General features: G+C 59.8%; 16 protein-coding genes. 13 read left to right on the top strand and 3 right to left on the bottom strand.

Annotation, left to right across the window (positions count from 1 at the left end; genetic code table 11):
* The 4 genes from murG (at position 1) to O8B93_RS08750 (ending at position 4,521) form a co-directional block, all read left to right on the top strand.
* Entirely contained in the window at positions 1 to 1,137 is a 1,137-nt protein-coding gene (gene murG, locus O8B93_RS08765; RefSeq protein ID WP_269709434.1) for an undecaprenyldiphospho-muramoylpentapeptide beta-N-acetylglucosaminyltransferase, read from the top strand.
* On the top strand, positions 1,134 to 2,549 hold the full coding sequence (murC, locus tag O8B93_RS08760) for a UDP-N-acetylmuramate--L-alanine ligase (protein ID WP_269709433.1): 1,416 nt from the start codon (positions 1,134 to 1,136) through the stop codon (positions 2,547 to 2,549). Before murG ends, murC begins: the two co-directional genes overlap by 4 nt.
* Complete coding sequence (gene murB, locus O8B93_RS08755) at positions 2,546 to 3,511, top strand: UDP-N-acetylmuramate dehydrogenase (RefSeq protein ID WP_269709432.1); 966 nt, start codon at positions 2,546 to 2,548, stop codon at positions 3,509 to 3,511. Before murC ends, murB begins: the two co-directional genes overlap by 4 nt.
* A 200-nt stretch (positions 3,512 to 3,711) precedes the next feature.
* Positions 3,712 to 4,521: a GGDEF domain-containing protein gene (locus O8B93_RS08750; protein WP_269709431.1), complete on the top strand. Its 810-nt coding sequence runs from the start codon at positions 3,712 to 3,714 to the stop codon at positions 4,519 to 4,521.
* A 69-nt stretch (positions 4,522 to 4,590) separates the two neighbouring features.
* Here the strand turns inward: O8B93_RS08750 and O8B93_RS08745 are convergent, their stop codons facing one another.
* On the bottom strand, positions 4,591 to 5,895 hold the full coding sequence (locus tag O8B93_RS08745; RefSeq protein ID WP_269709430.1) for an MFS transporter: 1,305 nt from the start codon (positions 5,893 to 5,895) through the stop codon (positions 4,591 to 4,593).
* Positions 5,896 to 6,439: 544 nt separating this feature from the next.
* Between O8B93_RS08745 and O8B93_RS08740 the strand changes: the two genes are divergently transcribed.
* The 9 genes from O8B93_RS08740 to O8B93_RS08700 all read left to right on the top strand — a co-directional run bounded on the left by O8B93_RS08740 (position 6,440) and on the right by O8B93_RS08700 (position 18,734).
* Positions 6,440 to 7,366: a D-alanine--D-alanine ligase gene (locus O8B93_RS08740; protein WP_269709594.1), complete on the top strand. Its 927-nt coding sequence runs from the start codon at positions 6,440 to 6,442 to the stop codon at positions 7,364 to 7,366.
* On the top strand, positions 7,354 to 8,286 hold the full coding sequence (locus tag O8B93_RS08735; protein ID WP_405049048.1) for a cell division protein FtsQ/DivIB: 933 nt from the start codon (positions 7,354 to 7,356) through the stop codon (positions 8,284 to 8,286). The genes O8B93_RS08740 and O8B93_RS08735 overlap by 13 nt, the downstream gene beginning before the upstream one ends.
* Complete coding sequence (ftsA, locus tag O8B93_RS08730) at positions 8,283 to 9,614, top strand: cell division protein FtsA (RefSeq protein ID WP_063950569.1); 1,332 nt, start codon at positions 8,283 to 8,285, stop codon at positions 9,612 to 9,614. Before O8B93_RS08735 ends, ftsA begins: the two co-directional genes overlap by 4 nt.
* A gap of 92 nt (positions 9,615 to 9,706) precedes the next feature.
* Positions 9,707 to 11,458 carry a cell division protein FtsZ gene (gene ftsZ / locus O8B93_RS08725; protein ID WP_269709429.1) on the top strand — a complete coding sequence of 584 codons (1,752 nt, stop codon included), beginning with the start codon at positions 9,707 to 9,709 and terminating at the stop codon, positions 11,456 to 11,458.
* A 270-nt stretch (positions 11,459 to 11,728) separates the two neighbouring features.
* Entirely contained in the window at positions 11,729 to 12,685 is a 957-nt protein-coding gene (gene lpxC, locus O8B93_RS08720) for a UDP-3-O-acyl-N-acetylglucosamine deacetylase (protein WP_269709428.1), read from the top strand.
* Between the two features lie 234 nt (positions 12,686 to 12,919).
* Positions 12,920 to 13,786 carry an outer membrane protein assembly factor BamD gene (locus O8B93_RS08715; RefSeq protein ID WP_269709427.1) on the top strand — a complete coding sequence of 289 codons (867 nt, stop codon included), beginning with the start codon at positions 12,920 to 12,922 and terminating at the stop codon, positions 13,784 to 13,786.
* A gap of 15 nt (positions 13,787 to 13,801) precedes the next feature.
* Positions 13,802 to 15,475, top strand: a complete 1,674-nt coding sequence (gene recN / locus O8B93_RS08710) for a DNA repair protein RecN (protein ID WP_269709426.1) — start codon at positions 13,802 to 13,804, stop codon at positions 15,473 to 15,475.
* A 126-nt stretch (positions 15,476 to 15,601) separates the two neighbouring features.
* On the top strand, positions 15,602 to 17,776 hold the full coding sequence (ligA, locus tag O8B93_RS08705; RefSeq protein WP_269709425.1) for an NAD-dependent DNA ligase LigA: 2,175 nt from the start codon (positions 15,602 to 15,604) through the stop codon (positions 17,774 to 17,776).
* Positions 17,777 to 17,840: 64 nt separating this feature from the next.
* Positions 17,841 to 18,734 (top strand): aminoglycoside phosphotransferase family protein, encoded by an 894-nt coding sequence (locus O8B93_RS08700; RefSeq protein WP_269709424.1) that lies wholly within the window; start codon positions 17,841 to 17,843, stop codon positions 18,732 to 18,734.
* Between the two features lie 4 nt (positions 18,735 to 18,738).
* Here O8B93_RS08700 and O8B93_RS08695 read toward each other — a convergent pair whose 3' ends face one another.
* Together O8B93_RS08695 and O8B93_RS08690 are read right to left on the bottom strand one after the other, a co-directional pair.
* Entirely contained in the window at positions 18,739 to 19,272 is a 534-nt protein-coding gene (locus tag O8B93_RS08695; RefSeq protein ID WP_269709423.1) for a GNAT family N-acetyltransferase, read from the bottom strand.
* A gap of 184 nt (positions 19,273 to 19,456) precedes the next feature.
* A complete protein-coding gene (locus tag O8B93_RS08690; protein WP_269709422.1) occupies positions 19,457 to 20,386 on the bottom strand; it encodes a DMT family transporter in 930 nt (309 codons plus the stop codon).
* Positions 20,387 to 20,398 lie beyond the last annotated feature (12 nt).

Below are 20,398 nucleotides of genomic sequence, written 5' to 3'. Positions count from 1 at the left end.
ATGAGCAAGGGTGTTGTTCTTCTTGCCGCCGGTGGAACCGGCGGCCATGTGTTTCCGGCGGAAGCCCTGGCGCATACGCTGAAGGCACGCGGTTATCAGGTGCATCTCGTCACCGACAGCCGCGCCGAGCGTTATGCCGGCAAGTTCCCGGCCGATGAAATTCACGTCGTGCCTTCAGCCACCATCGGCTCTAAGAACCCGATTTCGGTCGTGCGGTCGCTCTGGAAACTGTGGGTGGGCCTGCGCGCCGCCCGCCGGCTGGTGACGAAACTGAAACCGGTTGCGGTTGTCGGTTTCGGCGGTTATCCCACCGTGCCGCCACTGCTGGCCTCGACCGGGCTTGGCGTCCCCTCGATCATTCACGAGCAGAATGCGGTGATGGGCCGCGCCAACAAGGCGCTGGCTGCCCGCGTGAAGGCAATCGCCGGTGGCTTCCTGCCGCCCGCCAACGGCCAATATTCCGACAAGACGGTGGCGACTGGCAATCCAGTGCGCCCGGCGGTGCTTGCGGCGTCCGAAATTCCCTATACGCCTTCGCAGACGGGCGAGACCTTCCAGCTTGTGGTTTTCGGCGGCAGCCAGGGCGCGCAGTTCTTTTCGAGCGCCGTTCCGGCAGCGATCTGCCTGATGAAGGACGAGCAGCGCAAGCGTATCGTCGTGACCCAGCAGGCGCGCCCTGAAGACAAGGAGAGCGTCATCGCCTCCTACCAGAAGCTTGGCGTGAAGGCTGACGTTTCGCCCTTCTTTGGCGATATGGCCTCGCGCATCGGTGAGGCCGATCTCGTTATCAGCCGCTCGGGCGCTTCTACCGTATCGGAGCTTTCGGTGATCGGCCGTCCGTCGATCCTCGTTCCCTATCCGCATGCGCTGGACCATGATCAGGCGGCGAATGCGGCCGCACTTTCGGCAGCCGGCGGGGCAAGCGTCATCAAGCAGGCGGAACTGTCGCCGCAGAAGCTTTCCAGCCTGTTGTCGTCGGCGCTTTCCGAGCCGGATCGTCTTTCGGCAACGGCAGCAGCGGCCAAGGCGACCGGAAAACCGCATGCGGCGGATGTGCTGGCCGATCTGGTCGAGGCGATTGCCGAAGGCCGGTCCGTACAGGAATTCAAGAAGAAGAATGAAGGAGTTGGGGCATGAAGATGCCGAAAGCCATAGGCCTTGTGCATTTCATCGGCATAGGCGGGATCGGCATGAGCGGCATTGCCGAGGTGCTTCACAATCTCGGCCATCGCGTTCAGGGGTCGGATCAGGCCGACAGCGCCAATGTGCAGCGCCTGCGCGACAAGGGTATCGAGGTTTTTGTCGGCCATACCGCCGACAATCTCGGTGATGCCGAGGTCGTGGTCGTTTCCACCGCCATCAAGAAGAACAATCCGGAACTCATTGCCGCCCGCGAAAAGCACCTGCCGATCGTTCGCCGCGCCGAAATGCTGGCCGAGCTGATGCGTTTCCGCAATGCCATCGCCATCGGCGGCACCCACGGCAAGACCACGACCACCTCCATGGTCGCGACGCTGCTCGAAGCCGGCAATCTCGATCCGACCGTTATCAATGGCGGCATCATCAATGCCTATGGCACCAATGCCCGCATGGGCGAGGGTGAGTGGATGGTGGTGGAGGCTGACGAATCCGACGGCACCTTCCTGAAGCTGCCGGCCGATGTGGCCGTCATCACCAATATCGATCCGGAACACCTGGATCATTACGGCAATTTCGACGCCGTGCGCGCTGCGTTCCGGCAGTTTGTCGAGAACGTGCCGTTCTACGGTTTCGGCGTGATGTGCCTCGATCATCCTGAAGTGCAGGCGCTGGTCGGCCGGATCGAGGACCGCAAGGTCATCACATACGGTGAGAACCCGCAGGCGGATGTGCGATTTTCGAATGTCCGCATCGATGGTACGCGGTCGATTTTCGACGTGGAAATTCGCCGTCGCCGCACCGGCAAGATATTCTCCTTCAAGGATCTCGTCCTGCCGATGCCCGGCCGCCACAATGTGTCGAATGCGACGGCGGCGATTGCCGTTGCCAATCGTCTTGGCATTTCGGAGGCGGACATCAAGAAGGGCCTCGCCTCCTTTGCCGGGGTCAAGCGTCGCTTCACGCTGACGGGCGAAGCCAATGGCGTCCAGGTCTTTGACGATTACGGTCATCATCCCGTTGAGATCAAGGCCGTTCTGGCGGCGGCGCGGGAGGCCTGCAAAGGCCGCATCATCGCCGTGCACCAGCCGCATCGTTACAGCCGTCTTTCCAGCCTGTTCGATGATTTCGCGCATTGTTTTAACGATGCCGATACGATTATTCTTGCTCCGGTCTATGCTGCGGGCGAAGATCCGATTGAAGGCGCAAGCTCGGAAGCGCTGGTTTCGGCCATCAAGGCCGCAGGCCACCGCGACGCCCGTTTCCTCGAAAAACGGGAAGACCTTGCGTCGCAGGTCGCAGCCATTGCGAAGCCGGGTGATTTTGTGGTTCTCTTGGGGGCTGGAAATATCACACAATGGGCAGCCGCGCTGCCTTCGGAATTGAAGAGCATATCAGGAAAGTCTGAATGAGACAGGTCGATGGGGTTAAATTGCTGGGGAGGCTCGGCGAAGGGGTAAATGAACTGAGGGGACGTCTGACACCGGATGCGCCCATGGACCGCGTGACGTGGTTCAGAGCCGGCGGTCTTGCGGAGGTCATGTTCCAGCCGCACGACACGGATGATCTGATTGCCTTCCTGAAAATTCTGCCGGAAGACGTGCCGTTGACCGTGGTCGGCGTCGGCTCGAACCTGCTGGTGCGTGATGGTGGCATTCCGGGCGTTGTCGTGCGCCTCTCCGCCAAGGGCTTCGGCTCGGTGGAGCTTGCGGGCGAAAACCGCATCAAGGCGGGTGCGATCTGCCCGGACAAGCACATTGCGGCCATGGCCATGGATAATGGCATCGGCGGCTTCCATTTCTATTACGGCATTCCCGGCTCCATCGGTGGTGCGCTACGCATGAATGCGGGCGCCAATGGCGGCGAGACGCGTGAACGGGTGGTGGAAGTCTATGCGGTCGACCGTCAGGGCAACCAGCATGTGCTTTCCAACGCGGATATGGGCTACAGCTACCGCCATTCCGGCGCCGATGCGGGCCTGATCTTCACCGGCGCGCTGTTTGAAGGTTACCCGGAAGACAAGGCGAAGATCCGTGCGGATATGGACGCCGTGCGGCATCACCGCGAGACCGTGCAGCCGATCCGCGAACAGACGGGTGGTTCGACCTTCAAGAATCCCGAAGGTCATTCCGCCTGGGAACTGATTGACGAGGCCGGCGGCCGTGGCCTTGTCATCGGCGGGGCGCAGATGTCGTCGCTGCATTGCAATTTCATGATCAATACCGGTCATGCGACCGGTTATGATCTGGAATATCTGGGCGAGACCATCCGCAGGCGTGTGTTCGAGAAATCGGGCATCCGGCTGGAATGGGAAATCAAGCGCCTCGGCCTTTTCATGCCGGGCCGTGAAGTGGAGCCGTTCCTCGGGGCGTAAGCCTCGGTGAATGCTGCTTATTACAAGAAAATTTTGCTTTTGATCGACCGTTACGTGTATCGTAACGGTCGATCAATTTTTTTACTGTATTGTTTGGAGAAATATTTTATTGATCCGGGATTAGGTCTCGTTCCTCGAATATTGTATTGTTTTTTATTAGGAAATACTAACGGAAATACGTGATCTGGGTGCCTTTGAGCATGATGTTGGGTCTTTGGAAAAAACCGATCGAAATGATGAGCTTTTCGGTCGCTACGCTGGAAGGTCGGCGTCGGCTTGAGCCTCTGGAGTTCTCCATCCGTATCGCGTGCCTGGTGACGGTCATTGTCATCCTGATGTGCACGGGTGGCCTGATGCTCCTGGCGCAGTTCGGGCTGGTGACCGATCTCGTCAACGGGATCGTGTTGAGCGTGACGCTTGGCGGGGCCGTGGCGTTTACCGTCACGTTGCTGGTCTGCTGGCTGAATGCGAGGGAAGTGCAAATCCTCGTGCAATCCCACGAACGCTTCCTGCATCTGAGCCATACGGACGCCCTGACCGGCCTTAGCAACCGGCTCGGCCTCTATGCGGCATGCGCCAAACTCGGCAGCGACTACTGCGTCGCCTTTCTCGATATCGATCATTTCAAATCGGTGAACGACAGGTACAGCCATCTTGTCGGCGATCTCGTCATCTCAAGTGTTGCCAGTAGGATAAGGGAGAATTTCGATCCTCCCGCGCATGTCGCGCGCCTGGGTGGCGAGGAATTTGTGGTTGTCCAGGAGACCAGCCGGTTGGCTTTCCTGCAAATGTGCGAGAGGGTGCGCGCAGCCGTCGCGACGACGCCGGTGGAGCACCAGGGCCTGCGGATCACGGTGACAATTTCGATTGGTGTTGCTTTTCGCGGCGACGCCGAAATCTTCGACAAGGTCATGCATAATGCCGATCTCGCGCTTTATCGGGCCAAGGGCGCAGGACGCAATCGCGTCTGCATGAGCGGTCATGTCGAGCGGCGCCAGGCCGTGGCTTAAGCAGAAATAGGCAAGGAAAAGCCCGCGAAACTTCCGTTTCGCGGGCTTTTTACCATCGATAGTCTGGGATCAGACTTCGTCCTTGCGGGACAGAAGAATGCAGGCCAGCGTGATGAGGGCCGATACGCAGAGGTAATAACCGACATAACCCATGCCGTAATTCACCTGCAGCCATGTGGCGATGTAAGGCGCCAGCGATGCGCCGAAGATGCCGGCCATGTTGAAGGTGATGGATGAGCCGGTGTAGCGCACGCGGGTCGGGAAGGGGGCGGCAAGCGCCGTGCCGATCAGGCCGTAGGTCATGCCCATCAGCATCATCGCCAGAGCCGCGAAGACGAAGATCGAGCCTTCGCCGCCGGTCATCAAGCTGGGCAGCAGGAACGAGAACAGGCCGATCAGTATCGTTGTCACGATCAGGACTTCGCGACGGCCGAATTTCTCGGCGAGCTTGCCGGCGACCGGGATGAAGATGCCAAAGACGATGGAGCCGAGAATCTGAACTTCCAGCGCGTCGAGGAACGGAATTTTCAGAACCTTGACGTTGTAAGACAGCAGATAGGCGGTGCCGATATAGAACAGCACGAAGGTGGCCAGCGCCACGAAGGTGCCGAGTGCGAGGCTGCGCTTGTGGTTGCGGAACAGTTCCGCAATCGGCACGGCCACACGCTCTTCCTTTTCGATTGCCTTCTGGAAGTCAGGCGTTTCGGTGATCGACAGGCGAACCCACATGCCGACCGCGATCAGGATGATCGAGGCGACGAAGGGAATGCGCCAGCCCCAGCCAAGCAGCGCTTCCTGCGACATGAAGTGAAGCAGGACCCAGAAGACGCCGGAGGAGAGGAACAGGCCGACGGGCGCGCCAAGCTGCGGGAACATGCCGTACCAGCTGCGTTTGCCGGGCGGGGCGTTTTCCGTGGCGAGCAACACTGCACCGCCCCATTCTCCACCAAGGCCAAAACCCTGGCCGAAGCGGCAAAGCGCGAGCAGCAGCGGCGCCAGAACGCCTGCTGTCTCATAGGTCGGCAGCAGGCCGATCACGACCGTCGACACGCCCATGGTGAGGAGAGCTGCGACAAGCGTCGCCTTGCGGCCAACGCGGTCACCATAATGGCCGAAAACGACCGCGCCGAGCGGGCGGGCGAAAAAGGCGATGGAGAAGGTGGCGAAGGATGCCAGAAGCGCCGTCGTCGGGTCGCTGTTCGGGAAGAACAGGGCCGGGAACACGAGCACTGCGGCCGTGGCGTAAACGTAAAAATCGAAAAACTCGATGGTCGTGCCGACCAGGCTGGCAGTGAGAACTCGTGCAGGCGAATTTGTCTTTACAACGTTCGAATTGCCAGCTGTCGACGATACCCGAGATACCGCGTCAGTCATGGTTTGGGTTCCATTTCAGATGATTGGAATGTCATGCCTTAAGAAGGCGATGTCTGCGTTAACGCAATTTTTGTTCCTATGGAATGCTAAAAAAGAAATAATGCAAATAATGTGATTGTTGAACACGGCAGGCCTAGCAGCGCGCTGCCGGTCATGGTGCTGCGATTGAGAGACTGATTCAGGCCGCGGATTTAAAATGCTGAAACGCCAGATAATTTTGTCTGGGGAATAAGCCCGCCTGTTAACGTTTCGACCTTGCCTTCATTGCGAAGTGGCGAACCCGCAAGGGCGGTTTTATTTCCGATCATTGAAAACCTGCATGTTGCAATCCGTGCAACTCTCTGATTCCAAGGAGGGAATCCGGATCGATGCTGATTCTTTAACGGAACTCGGCATGTTGGACGCGGCGGTTAACGAAAGTAAACGATTCATTAACCTTAATGGCGTTTAACTGATCTCAAGGATCATGTGCCAGAATCACCGTCCGTTTCATTCGGTCGGTTCGGGCGTGGTTCGTAACGGAGAGTTGGTGTCAGAGGGTTCGATGGGCGGCAAGCACGTAGCTGTTCTTTTGGGTGGATTTTCGTCGGAGCGGCCGGTCAGCCTGTCGTCGGGCAATGCCTGCGCACTCGCGCTTGAGGGCGAGGGTTACAAGGTCACCCGTGTCGATGTGGGGCGCGATATCGCTGCCGTACTCGACGAACTGCGCCCGGATGTCGCCTTCAATGCGCTGCACGGGCCCTTCGGTGAGGACGGCACCATTCAGGGCATCCTCGAATATCTCGCCATTCCCTATACACATTCCGGCGTTCTTGCCTCCGCACTTGCCATGGACAAGGCGCAGGCCAAGAAAGTGGCCGCGGCTGCCGGCGTTCCGGTTGCTGCCGAGCGCGTCATGAACCGCTTCGATTTCACCACCGAACACCCGCTTGCGCCGCCCTATGTGGTGAAGCCGGTGCGCGAAGGTTCGAGCTTCGGTGTCGTGATCGTCAAGGAAGACCAGTCGCATCCACCGCAGATCCTTACCTCGTCGGAATGGCGTTATGGCGATCAGGTCATGGTCGAGCGCTATATCCACGGCCGTGAACTGACCTGCGGTGTGCTTGATGGCGAAGCGCTTGGCGTTACCGAAGTGGTGCCGCTTGGTCACAATTTCTATGATTATGACGCGAAATACGCGGCGGGTGGCTCGAAACATGTCATTCCCGCAGAAATTTCACCGAAAATTTACCAAAAGATTCAAACATTGGCGGTTATGGCGCATCAGGCGATCGGGTGCCGTGGCGTAAGCCGTTCAGACTTTCGTTACGACGACCGCTTCTCAGAAGATGGCGAAGTTATCTGGCTTGAAGTGAATACGCAGCCGGGCATGACGCCGACCTCCCTGGTGCCGGAAATGGCGGCCCATGCTGGCCGCTCCTTTGGTGACCTTGTCAGCTGGATGGTGGAGGACGCTTCGTGTTTGCGGTGACCGGCAAAAAGTCGACGGCAAAAAAGCGCGAGCAATATGCGGCGACGGCCAATGCCGACGATCGCAGGGTGCTGCCGCGTCCGCTGCGTCGCTTCGTGCGTTTCGGTGTCAGCCTTGCGACCGGGCGCATTCATATTCCCGCCCATACCGGCACGATTTCCGCCGTCGCCTTTTACGCGATGATCGGGCTTTACGGCATGTCGCTCGGCGGCCACACCAATATCGTCACCCAGACCACGACCTCGGCCGCCGGTTTCGCGGTTGAGGACGTGAAGGTCTCCGGCAATCTGCAGACTTCGGAAATTGATGTCTTCCAGCTTCTCGGCCTCGATGGCAGCACTTCTTTGATCGCACTCGATATCGACGCGGCGCGCCGCAAGCTCGTGCAGCTTCCCTGGGTGGAAGATGTCGATATCCGCAAGGTGTATCCGAAGACTATCGAGGTTCGCCTGAAGGAACGCCAGGCCTTCGGCATATGGCAGCACGGCACGGAACTGTCGTTGATCGAAAAGAGCGGCAGTGTCATCGCGCCGCTGCGTGACAATAAATTCGCTGCCCTGCCGCTCTTCGTCGGACGTGACGCGGAAACGGGTGCCGCTGGTTTCGTCGAGCAGCTGGCCGACTGGCCGGAAATCCGCAACCGTGTTCGCGCCTATGTGCGTATTGCCGGCCGCCGCTGGGATCTGCATCTCGATAACGGCATCGTCGTCAAGCTGCCGGAAGAAAACCTGCCGCAGGCGCTGCAATTGCTGGCGCGGCTCGATCTCGAGGAAAAGGTACTGTCGCGCGATGTCGCAGCGGTGGACCTCAGACTGACGGACCGCACCACGATCCAGTTGACCGAAGGCGCTGCCGAACGCCGCCAGACCGCGGTAGATGCACGCACCAAGGCTCTCAAGAAAGCGGAGAAGAACACATGAGCTTTTTCGGTTCTTCCCATTTCGGCCTGCCTCGGCTGAAGCCGCTTTCTTCCAAGCGCAGCCACATCGTCTCGGTGCTCGACATCGGCTCGACGAAGGTCGTGTGCATGATCGGCCGGCTGACACCACGCCAGGAAAGCGAAATCCTGCCGGGCCGTACCCATAAGGTCGAAATCATCGGCATCGGCCACCAGCGCTCGCGCGGCGTGAAGTCAGGTGTGATCGCCGATCTCGATGCGCTGGAAGGCGTCATTCGTCTCGCAGTCGATGCGGCCGAGCGTATGGCGGGCCTTACCGTCGACAGCCTGATCGTCAATGTTTCTGCCGGACGGCTGGCAAGCGATATCTACACTGCGAGCATCGATCTCGGTGGCCAGGAAGTGGAAGCAAGCGACCTGCGCAAGGTTCTGGTGGCGGCAAGCCAGCAGTCCATGCGCCAGGACCGGGCGATCCTGCATTCGCTGCCAACAGGTTATTCGCTGGACGGCGAGCGCGGCATTCGCGATCCGCTGTCGATGTATGGCGATCTTCTCGGCGTCGACATGCATGTGGTGACCGTGGAGCGCACGGCGCTGAAGAACCTCGAGCTTTGCGTCAACCGCGCGCATCTGTCCGTCGAAGGCATGGTGGCGACGCCCTATGCCAGCGGTCTGGCGGCGCTGGTGGACGATGAAGTCGAACTCGGCTGTGCCGCCATCGACATGGGTGGTGGCACCACGACGATCTCGGTTTTCGCCGAAGGCCGGCTCATCCACACCGACGCGATCGGCCTTGGCGGCCATCATGTTACGACAGATCTTGCACGTGGCCTCTCGACACGAATCGAAGATGCGGAGAGACTGAAGGTGGTGCATGGTTCGGCTTTGCTGAATGGCGCGGATGAGCGCGACATGATTTCGATCCCGCCGATTGGCGAAGATGATCGCGATCAACCATCGCAAGTTTCAAGAGCACTTGTAACCCGCATCGTGCGGGCGCGTATCGAAGAGACGCTGGAATTGATCCGTGATCGTATCCAGAAGTCCGGCTTCAGCCCCATCGTGGGCAAGCGTGTCGTCCTGACCGGCGGCGCAAGCCAGCTGACGGGGTTGCCGGAAACGGCACGGCGCATTCTCGCCCGCAACGTTCGTATCGGCCGCCCCATGGGCGTGGCCGGTCTTCCGGTAGCGGCCAAGGGACCGGCATTTTCAACCGCCTGCGGACTGATGATCTATCCGCAGGTGGCGGACATCGAAATTCATGCGGCGCAAGGCGGAATGTTTTCGCCGTTTGGCAACGGTAGCGGCCGGATCGCCCGGGTGGGGCAATGGCTGAAAGAGAGTTTTTGAGTGGCCTCGTGGCGTAAGCCGGAGGTTTCTGAGTTGAGTTTTCAAGAATCGGCCAGCGGGGCGATGCGGCCAGAGAAAGAAGGAATGGTAAAATGACGATACAGCTGCAAAAGCCTGATATCACCGAGCTGAAGCCACGCATTACCGTTTTCGGTGTTGGTGGCGGTGGCGGTAACGCTGTCAACAACATGATCACGGCTGGCCTCCAGGGCGTCGACTTCGTCGTCGCCAACACGGATGCGCAGGCTCTGACCATGACAAAGGCGGATCGGGTCATCCAGCTCGGCGTCAACGTCACCGAGGGTCTCGGCGCCGGTTCCCAGCCGGAAGTCGGCCGCGCTGCCGCTGAAGAATGCATCGATGAGATCATCGATCACCTGAACGGCACTCACATGTGCTTCGTAACCGCCGGCATGGGCGGCGGCACCGGTACGGGTGCTGCTCCTGTTGTCGCGCAGGCGGCCCGCAACAAGGGCATCCTGACGGTCGGCGTCGTCACCAAGCCTTTCCATTTCGAAGGCGGTCGCCGCATGCGTCTTGCCGAACAGGGCATCGAGGAACTGCAGAAGTCCGTCGATACGCTGATCGTCATTCCGAACCAGAACCTCTTCCGCATTGCCAACGATAAGACGACCTTTGCCGACGCCTTCGCCATGGCTGACCAGGTTCTCTACTCCGGCGTTGCCTGCATCACCGATCTGATGGTGAAGGAAGGTCTCATCAACCTCGACTTCGCCGACGTTCGCTCGGTCATGCGTGAAATGGGCCGCGCAATGATGGGTACCGGCGAGGCTTCCGGTCCGGGCCGCGCAATGCAGGCTGCGGAAGCGGCCATCGCCAACCCGCTGCTCGACGAAACCTCGATGAAGGGCGCACAGGGCCTGCTGATCTCCATCACCGGCGGTCGCGACCTTACCCTGTTCGAAGTCGACGAAGCAGCGACCCGTATTCGCGAAGAAGTCGATCCGGATGCCAACATCATCCTCGGCGCGACCTTCGACGAAGCTCTGGAAGGTCTCATCCGCGTCTCCGTCGTGGCCACGGGCATTGACCGCGTTGCCGGCATCGGCGAACAGAATGTTGCCGAAATGCGCGCTGCTGCTGCGAAGCCGCTTATCCGTCCTTCCGCGGCCGTTGCTCCCGCTCCGGCCGCAGTTCAGCCTGCACATGCAGTATCGCAGGCACCAAAGACCGTAGACCAGATCGCCCAGACCATCCGTTCGGCAGAAGCTGAAATGGAACGCGAACTCGGTTTTGCCGCTCACCAGCAGCCGTCTCAGGACTTCCGTCCGCAGAGCAAGCTGTTCGCATCGTCCCCGGCTGAAGCGCCGGCGGCTCTTCGCCCGGCCCAGCCGGTTCAGCAGGCCGCTCCGGCACCGGTTGCTCCGGCACCCGTGTACCATGCACCGGAACAGGTTGCCGCTCCGGCTCCGCGCATGCAGCAGCCGCAGGCACCGGTCTACCAGGAGCCTGCTCCGGTTGCCCGCCAGCCCGAGCCGGTACGCATGCCGAAGGTCGAGGACTTTCCGCCGGTTGTGAAGGCCGAGATGGATCACCGTGATCGCGCTACTCCTGCCGCCCAGGAAGAGCGTGGCCCGATGGGTCTTCTGAAGCGCATCACCAACTCGCTTGGTCGCCGCGAAGAGGAAGAAGTTCCCTCCGACATGATGGATGCGCCGAGCATGGCGCCGCAGCGCCGCGCGCCGCTTTCGCCGGAAGCAAGCCTCTACGCACCGCGTCGTGGCCAGCTTGACGACCACGGCCGTGCGACGCCTTCCTCGTCCAGCCATCACGACGACGATCAGCTGGAAATCCCGGCCTTCCTGCGCCGCCAGTCCAACTAAAGGCGATTCCATACGCTCTTCGAAACGCCCGGATCTCACGATCCGGGCGTTTTGTTTATTTTACGTTATTAACACTAAATTAATTTGCGTTTTCAATGGCTTGTGCATGTAACAATCCGAAACGAACAGTGATTTGTCGTGGCACCTTCATGTGCGTATGTATGAGGCTGGGTAAGGGAAAATACGGACTTGGCCGGTTGCCAAAACCGGCTTGAAAACTTGAACGGCGCTTCACCAAACGGCGCGGTTTGCAAAACAAGGCATAGACGCATGACCATCGGACTGCTCGGATTTCAGACAACTATCGCACATGCTGTTCAGCTTAAAGGCATTGGCGTGCATTCCGGCAATCCGGTGTCGATGACGTTCCAGCCCGCGGAAGCCGGAACGGGCATTTTGTTTCAGCGCCTTCACGACAATGGCAGCGTCACTGAGTTGAAGGCGGTTTCGGCCAATGTCGGCAATACCGATCTGTGCACCGTGCTCGGCCGTTCGCTATCCCAGTCAGTGGCGACGATCGAGCACGTCATGGCCGCCATCTACGCCATGGGCCTCGACAACCTCATCGTTGAAGTCGACGGTCCGGAAGCGCCGATCATGGACGGCAGCTCCGCTCCTTTCATCGAGGCGATCGAATCGGTCGGTATCAAGAATCTCGGTGTGAAGCGTCGTTACATCCGCGTCACCAAGCCGGTGCGCATCGATTCGGGTGCTTCCTGGGCGGAATTCCGCCCCTATGACGGCACACGTTTCGAAGTGGATATCGATTTCGACACACCGCTGATCGGCAGGCAGTCCTGGAAGGGTGATCTGACGGCAGAGACGTTCAAGAATGAACTGTCGCGCGCCCGCACTTTCGGCTTCATGCGTGACGTGGAGCGTCTGTGGGCGGCCGGTTATGCGCTCGGTTCCTCGCTTGAAAATTCGGTCGTCATCTCCGACGACAACAGCGTCATCAACATGGAAGGCCTGCGTTACGCCAAGGACGAATTCGTCCGTCACAAGACGCTGGACGCCGTGGGCGACCTGGCACTTGCAGGTGCGCAGTTCATCGGCTGCTACCGTTCCTATCGCGGCGGCCACAAGGTCAACGCGAATGCACTGAAGGCGCTGCTGAGCGACCCTTCGGCCTATGAGATCGTCGAAGCGCCGGCTGCCCGCAATCAGGTGCGCGCCCGCGAATTCGTGGCGGTCAACATGCCGGAATTTGCACCCTGGTCTGCGTAAATTTATTTGCAGGCTATCAATTGACAGAAAAAGCCGCTCCCCTTGGGGCGGCTTTTTTGTGAGGCGGGGCAGGAAGTTGCATGTTATCGCCCGATAATCGTGCGATTGCATGGGCCGATGCCATAAAAATGCGTTAATGCGTCATCATTGCGTTGCCCTGCGGATGCTTTTATGGCTAGAACGCCAGTGCAAAGCCGATGCTTATGTATTTGCGCGGGAAGTGGGAACTGTCGAATGAAGCATGTAGGGTCTGGTGCAATGAAGGGTACGATGCGGGGGATCGCCGTTTCGTTGATGTTGGTCGGCGCAAGTGTCGTCGTCACGGCCTGCCAGTCCGATCCGGATATCGACATTACCAAGCTCGGTGTCGAGACCGATCCGCCTGACGTTCTGTACAAGCAGGGGCTTGCCAACATGAACGCCGGTAACATGACGGAAGCCTCACGCAAGTTCGAGGCGATCGACAAGCAGTACCCCTTCACCGAATGGGGCCAGAAGGCGCTTGTCATGCAGACCTTCATTGCCACGCGCACCAACAAGAACGATGTGGCCATCACCTCCGGCAGCCGTTTCCTGCGTCAGTATCCGCGCTCCAAGGATGCCGCCTATGTTCAATACATGATCGGCCTTGCCTATTCGAAGCAGATTTCCGACGTCACGCAGGACCAGCGCGCCGCGCAGCGGACGATCGAAGCGATGAACAAGGTCGTCAACGACTATCCGTCGTCGGAATATGTCGCCGATGCACAGGCCAAGATTCGTTTCGCCCGCGACCAGCTCGCCGGCCGTGAAATGCAGGTCGGTCGTTATTACCTTGAGCGCAAGGAATATCTCGCCGCCGTTTCGCGTTTCCGCATCGTCATCGAGCAGTACCAGAACACCAACCAGATCGAGGAAGCGCTGGCGCGTCTGACCGAAGCCTATTACGCAATGGGCCTGGTGGACGAAGCGCAGACTGCGGCTGCCGTTCTCGGTAACAACTATCCCGACAGCCAATGGTATGCAGATTCCTACAAGCTGCTGAAGGGCCAAGGCCTGGAGCCGCGTGAAAACAAGGGGTCCTGGATTTCGCGCGCCGGCAAGAAGCTTATCGGCGCCTGAGACGGGGCATAGGCCATGCTGGTCCAGCTCTCGATACGCGATATCGTTCTGATTGAAAGGCTCGACCTCAGTTTTGAGGCGGGCCTTTCCGTGTTGACGGGCGAGACGGGTGCCGGCAAATCCATCCTGCTTGACAGTCTTTCGCTTGCACTTGGCGGTCGTGGTGATGGCGGCCTTGTGCGCCATGGCGAAGACAAGGGGCAGGTGACTGCCACGTTCGAAGTCCCCAACAATCATCCGACGCGGCTTCTTCTGCGGGAAAACGGTCTCGATGACGACGGCGACCTAATTTTTCGCCGCGTGCAATCCTCCGACGGACGTACCAAGGCCTATATCAACGATCAGGCCATCAGCGTGCAGATGATGCGGCAGCTCGGGCAATTGCTGGTGGAAATTCACGGCCAGCATGATGACCGTGCGCTTGTCGATACCGATGCCCACCGCACGCTGCTGGATGCCTTTGCCGGGCTGAGCGATGAGGCCCGCGCCGTTCAGGGTTTCTACCGCACCTGGAAAGACGCCGAGCGCGCCCTGAAGACCCACCGCGCCAAGGTGGAGGCTGCCGCCCGCGAGGCGGATTACCTGCGCTCTTCCGTCGAGGAACTCGAAGGGCTTTCGCCGCGTGACGGCGAGGAGGAGGAGCTTGCCGAGCGCCGGGCGGTGATGCAGAAATCCGAACGCATTGCCGGCGATATCGCCGAAGCCAGCGAGTTTCTGAATGGCAATGCTTCGCCCGTGCCTGTCATCGCATCCATGATGCGCCGGCTTGAGCGCAAGAGCCACGAAGCGCCCGGCCTGCTGGAAGACACCGTGCAGTTGCTGGATGCCGCGCTGGACAGCCTTTCCAATGCACAGATGGAAGTGGAGGCGGCGTTGCGCCGCACCGAATTCGATCCGCGTGAACTGGAGCGGGTGGAGGAGCGACTGTTCGCGCTGCGCGCCGCAGGGCGCAAATATAATGTCGCGGTGCCTGACCTGCCGGCTCTTGCCGAAAAAATGGTGGCTGATCTCGCCGATCTCGATGCCGGTGAGGAAAAGCTTGGCAAGCTGGAGGCCAATCTCGGCGTCGTCAAAAGTGATTTCGACCGTGCCGCCCAGTCACTGTCCGACAAACGCCGCCATGCGGCGGATGCACTTTCCGGTGCTGTGATGGCCGAGCTGCCGGCGCTGAAGCTGGAGCGGGCACGGTTTACCGTCGAGGTCACCTCCGATACCGAGCAGGCGACGGCCGACGGCATCGATACCGTCGAATTCCACGTCCAGACCAATCCGGGCACACGGCCGGGACCGATCATGAAAGTTGCCTCGGGCGGTGAATTGTCCCGCTTCCTGCTGGCTTTGAAGGTTGCGCTGGCGGATCGTGGTTCGGCGCCGACCCTGGTGTTCGATGAAATCGATACGGGTGTTGGTGGTGCCGTGGCGGATGCTATCGGTCAGCGGCTGCGTCGCCTGTCGAAGACGGTGCAGGTTCTCTCCGTCACCCATGCTCCGCAGGTGGCGGCGCGGGCGGCGACCCATCTTTTGATTTCCAAAGGCCCATCCGGCGATGGCAGCGAGCGCATCGCCACCCGTGTTGCGACGATGGAGCCGAAACACCGCACTGAAGAAATCGCCCGCATGCTTGCCGGCGCATCGGTGACCGACGAGGCGAGGGCGGCGGCGGCCCGTCTGCTGGCTGCCAAGGACTGATCCTTCGCCAAAGCGTTGCGAGAGCACCTTCGGCATTGTGGGTCTTGTGAGTCTGGCGGCAAAACTGATTTTATTGCTGTTTTATTTCGGCTAAAAGCGTTCGGTAATTCCGAAAAGAGGCTGCCCATGTCGAAAGACCAGATTCCCGTCGAAAACCTGACTGAGCTTGAAGCCTCTTCCGAGCTGGCATTTCTGGCAGCCGAGCTTGCCCGTCATGACGCGCTTTACCACGGCAAGGACGCGCCGGAGATTTCCGATGCTGACTATGATGCGCTGAAGCGGCGCAATGATGCCATCGAGGCGGCTTTCCCGGCATTGGTGCGGGCTGACAGCCCGTCGAAAAAAGTCGGTTTTACACCGCTGCCAACCTTTGCGCCCATCGTGCATGCCCGCCCGATGCTGTCGCTCGACAATACATTTTCGGAAGAGGACCTGCGCGATTTCGTCAGTTCCGTCTACCGCTTCCTCGGTCATCTGCCTGACGATTCCATCGCATTTACCGCCGAGCCGAAGATTGACGGCCTTTCTATGTCCATTCGTTATGAGAAGGGCAAGCTGAAGACGGCGGCCACACGCGGCGATGGCACGACCGGCGAGAACGTCACCGCCAATATCAGGACCATCAAGGAAATCCCGAACGAATTGCCTTCGGACGCGCCCGATGTGGTGGAGGTGCGTGGCGAGGTCTATATGGCCAAGAGCGACTTCATGGCGCTCAACGCCCAGATGGAGGCCGAGGGCAAGCAGACCTATGTGAACCCGCGCAACACAGCATCCGGTTCGCTGCGCCAGCTCGACGCCAATGTGACGGCAAAACGCAAGCTGCGGTTCTTTGCCTACGCGCTGGGTGAAGTCTCCAACGGCGGCCAGCCGGCGCGGATTGCCGATACGCAATATGGTATCGTCGAGAAGTTCCGGGAGTGGGGATTCCCGGTCAATCCGCTCATGAAGCGATTCACCTCCGCGCAGCAATTGCTTGAGCATTATAATGAAATCGGCGTTGCGCGGCCTGACCTCGATTACGATATTGATGGCGTCGTCTATAAGGTCGACCGGCTCGATCTTCAGGAACGTCTGGGTTTCCGCTCGCGCAGTCCGCGCTGGGCGACCGCGCACAAGTTTCCGGCCGAACAGGCCTTTACCACCGTCGAGAATATCGAAATCCAGGTGGGACGTACCGGTGCCTTGACGCCGGTGGCGCGCCTTACGCCGATCACCGTTGGCGGCGTGGTCGTCACCAATGCGACGTTGCACAATGCCGATTATATCGAAGGCATCGGTAACAGCGGCGAGCGCATTCGCCCTGAGGATCATGACATTCGCATCGGCGATACGGTCATCGTGCAGCGTGCTGGCGATGTCATTCCGCAGGTGCTGGATGTGCTGCTGGAAAAGCGCCCTGCTGAAGCGGTGAAATATGCGTTTCCGGAGAAATGTCCGGTCTGTGGCAGCCATGCGGTGCGCGAACGTAATGAAAAGACCGGCAAGCTCGATTCGGTCACGCGCTGCACCGGCGGTTTCGTCTGCCGGGCGCAGGCGGTGGAGCACTTAAAACATTTCGTCTCGCGAAATGCCTTCGATATTGAAGGGCTGGGCACCAAGCAGATCGATTTCTTCTTCGAAAGCGATGATCCGGCGCTCTCGATCAAGACTGCGCCCGATATCTTTACGCTGAAGGCGCGGCAGGAGGCATCCCACCTGACCAAGCTCGAGAATATTGACGGTTTTGGCAAGGTCAGCGTCAAGAAGCTGTTCGATGCCATCGATGCCCGCCGCGAGATCGATCTGCATCGGCTGATCTTTGCGCTTGGCATCCGTCATGTCGGCGAGACAACGGCGAAGCTTCTGGCGCGTTCCTATGGCACCTACGAACATTTCGAAGAGGCGATGAAGGCGGCGGCGGATCCGGCAAGTGACGCCTGGGCTGAACTCAACAGCATCGACGGTATCGGCGAGGTGGTGGCCCGTGCCATCATCGAGTTCTACAAGGAACCGCGCAATCTCGACGTCATCGACCGGCTGATACGGGAGTTGCAGCCGAAGGAGGCCGAGAAGCCGTCTACCGAAGGCAGTCCTGTGGCGGGCAAGACGGTGGTCTTCACCGGCTCGCTGGAAAAATTCACGCGGGATGAGGCGAAAGCCCGGGCCGAAAGCCTCGGCGCGAAAGTGGCTGGTTCCGTTTCGAAAAAGACGGATATTCTGGTGGCCGGACCGGGGGCGGGCTCCAAGCTTGCCAAGGCGACGGAACTGGGCGTGCAAACCATGGACGAGGATGAGTGGCTGGCGCTGATCGGCGGCTGATCTGCCATCATCGTGGTGTTGTCCTGCACCACCAGAGGTTTGCGCCTGAAACGGGGAACGCATCATGGATGACCGCATTGTCGTCACCATTCAGCAGGTCCGGGCGCTGATTGCCAGCCAGTTTCCGCAATGGGCGGCGCTCGATGTTCGGCCGGTGGAATTGAGCGGCTGGGACAATCGCAGCTTCCGCCTTGGCGACGACATGCTGATCCGCATGCCAAGTGCTGAGCGCTATGTGGCGCAGGTGGAAAAGGAACACCGGTGGCTGCCGGCCCTTGCGCCGTTCCTGCCGGTTCCGATTCCCGCACCCTTGGCGCTTGGACAGCCGGGTGAGGATTATCCGTTCTGCTGGTCCGTCTATCGCTGGCTGAAGGGTGAACCTCTCGCCCGGCAGCTGGACAGCATCGATCTTTCGGCCATCGCCAGCGATGTTGCGGGTTTTTTGAACGCCCTGCATGACATCGATGCTTCGGATGGGCCGCATGCGGGCGCGCATAATTTCCATCGCGGCGGATCGCTGGCGGTCTATGATGGCGAGGCGAGAGCCTCGGCGGCGCGCCTTTCCGATGAGGTGGATCAGGCTTTGGCCATGGAGATATGGCAACTTGCGCTTTCCGGCCATTGGCAGGGGCAGGGCGTGTGGGTGCATGGCGATATTGCCGAGGGCAATCTGCTAGTGGAGGAAGGCCGGTTGTCGGCTGTCATTGATTTCGGCAGTTCCGGAGTCGGCGATCCGTCGTCCGACCTCATTCTCGCGTGGAATGTGCTTGATGCGGAAAGCCGGGCTGTTTTTCGCCGGGCGCTGGGTCTGGATGAGGCCACATGGCAGCGCGGGCGCGGCTGGGCACTGTGGAAGGCGCTGATCGTGCTGGATGCCGAGCGCGGGCGGAACGAAAAAATGGCCGAATGGTCGCGGCGGACCATTCGGGAAGTCTTTGCGGATCACCTGGAAAGCTGACTGGCTATCGAAGCCGTGCCATCACATGGGCATCGACGTATTTTCCATCACGATAGGCATCGTTGCGCAGGGTGCCTTCGTGTTCGAAACCGAATTTTTCGTAGAGCCTGATGGCTGCAAGATTGTCGGTAAACACGTTCAACTCGATGCGGCGGATATCGTGCCAGTTGTCGGCCGTGTCGATCAGTGCTGCAAGAATATGTGAGCCCAGCCCCTTGCCCGCAAAGCCATCGTGGACACTGATCGCCAGATCGGCAACGTGAGACTGCCTTCCCGCCCTGCGACGCAGACCCGCATTTGCAACGATCTTTCCACGCCACTCGCCGACGATGGAGATATCGGTCGGGCTACGATTTTCCAGCGCCTGTCGTGTCTTTTCAAGTGACTGAAACGGTTGGCTAAGGGTGCCGTAACGGACACCGGGCAGGTTGAACAGTTCGGTCAGGGCTTCGGCATCGTCCAGACGCGCAGCGCGCAGGACAACGTCGCTCAACTGGAACTGTTTATCTTCATTGTCGGCAAATTTCACGGTCTGCATGCCTGTCTCCTTGGGCGCGTCAGGAGCAGGTGTCCAAACCCTGCTCTTGCTGGCAGGGTGGAAGTGGATCGCTTAACGCGACGACATACCTTTCCCTGCCGGTTGGCCGGTAATGGTATGGCGACGGGTGGTTTTCTGTTGCGAAGCGATCATTGGCGAAGAATGCTTTTGCCCCATCTCCCTGTCAAGCGGGTGCGTTGCGTAGCAAACCCCTGAGTTTTGCCGGTAACCTGCCATCGATCGCCGCCAGACCTGCAGCAATCATCGCCATGCCGGCGAAATGCTTGATTTCCAGTTGCTCGCCGAGAAGCAGCGAACCGAGCAAAATGGCGCTGACCGGGATGAGGAAGGTGACGAGGGCGAGGTTGGTGGCGCCGGCGCTGGCAAGAATGCGGAAGAAAATGAGGTAGGCGAGCGCTGTCGACAGCAACGCAATGCCGATCAGCGCGCCCCATGTGCCGAGGCTTGGCATGGCAAGTGTCCACGGCTTGTCGATGAGAAGGGCGGCGGGGATGAGCATCAATGTCGATGAGGATATCTGCCCGGTGGCGGTCATCAGCGGCGGTACGCCCATGGTCTTGAAGCGGCGGCCGAATATGCCCGCGAAGGAATAGGAGATGGCCGCGCCGAGAATGGCGATCTGGCCCCACAGGCCGGATGATCCGCCAAAGGCAGCCGGTCCGATCATGGTCGCCACGCCGGCAAAGCCGATCAGCACGCCGGCGAGCTTGTTGCCGGTCATCTTTTCGTCGGCGGTCAGAAAATGGGCGACGATGACGGTGAAGAGCGGTGTCGTGGCATTGAGGATCGAGGCGAGCCCGCTGGCGATCTGGGTCTGGCCCCAGACGATCAGGCAGAAGGGGATGATGTTATTGAGCAGGCCCATGCCGAAAAAGGCGCGCCACACCGCCCATTCGCGCGGCAGGCGAAGGCCCATGATGCGGCAGACGACCAGCAGCGCCATGGCCGCAAGGCCGACGCGCAAGGTGACGATGGTGACCGGCGGCAATTCCTTGACCGCGACACCGATGAAAAAGAACGAGCCGCCCCATAGCAGCGAAAGCGCTATCAGCATCGCCCATTCACGGGCATCCATCTGTTTCTGTATCGCCATCTTCGTCTCCCA

This window comes from Martinezella rhizogenes (genome assembly GCF_027460065.1).
Classification (GTDB): Bacteria; Pseudomonadota; Alphaproteobacteria; order Rhizobiales; family Rhizobiaceae; genus Agrobacterium; species Agrobacterium rhizogenes_C.
The sequence above is the reverse complement of the archived record's forward strand: the minus strand, read 5'-3'. Positions and strand labels throughout refer to the sequence as shown.